Origin of the sequence: Robertmurraya korlensis, from assembly GCF_023715225.1 — a bacterium.
Lineage (GTDB): Bacteria > Bacillota > Bacilli > Bacillales > Cytobacillaceae > Robertmurraya_A.
Window position 1 is genome coordinate 1 of the sequence record NZ_JAMBNS010000053.1, and the last position, 605, is coordinate 605.

A 605-nucleotide genomic window follows, 5' to 3' on the forward strand; every position below is an offset into this window, starting at 1 on the left:
ACAGTGGCTGATGCAGCAACGCCCAACGGACAAGCTAGGTTGGGTGATTGCATCGCAACAATTAACCTACATCAAAGAAAGCTTTTTGTTTGATAAATTGACGCTTCGCAGTCAACTACTGGCTTGGGATAAAAAATACCTGTATTTTCGCCACGAGTTTTGGGTGAAAAATGACTTAAATGTGGTGGCACTGACCAAAATTGTATTGATGCTAGATGGGCAAGTGCAACCGACCAGTGTCATTGTACAGCAAGATGAACAAACTCACCCTGTCATCAAAACCTGGCAAGACAATCTTAACGAAATCAAAAAACTCACCCCCATCAAGTAACTGGAGAAAAATATGTCCCTTAAATGGAACGACACATTAGAAATTGCCATTCAACTTTCTGAAAAATACCCTGATGAAGACGTGCAATATATTCGTTTTACTGATTTGCATCGGTATGTGACGCAGTTAGAAGAATTTGGCGATGACCCAACCAAATCGACCGAAAAACAACTAGAAGCGATTCAAATGGCTTGGTTAGACGAACTAGATTAAGCTGAATGCTAGATTCTTCTTTATGCTAGATTATTAATGACCAGCAGCTAAATTAATTTAC

Annotated in this window: 2 protein-coding genes; both read left to right on the top strand. The window is 39.7% G+C overall.

Annotation, left to right across the window (positions count from 1 at the left end):
• Positions 1–331: acyl-CoA thioesterase (locus M3175_RS25790; RefSeq protein WP_251524541.1), on the top strand; the 331-nt coding region annotated here is incomplete at its 5' end.
• 12 nt (positions 332–343) lie between these two features.
• Positions 344–544 (top strand): Fe-S cluster assembly protein IscX, encoded by a 201-nt coding sequence (gene iscX, locus M3175_RS25795; RefSeq protein WP_007116656.1) that lies wholly within the window; start codon positions 344–346, stop codon positions 542–544.
• Positions 545–605 lie beyond the last annotated feature (61 nt).

Bases quoted from the DNA above. Each gene is read 5' to 3' on its own strand.
- iscX (WP_007116656.1), top strand. From the start codon at position 344: ATGTCCCTTAAATGGAACGACACATTAGAAATTGCCATTCAACTTTCT.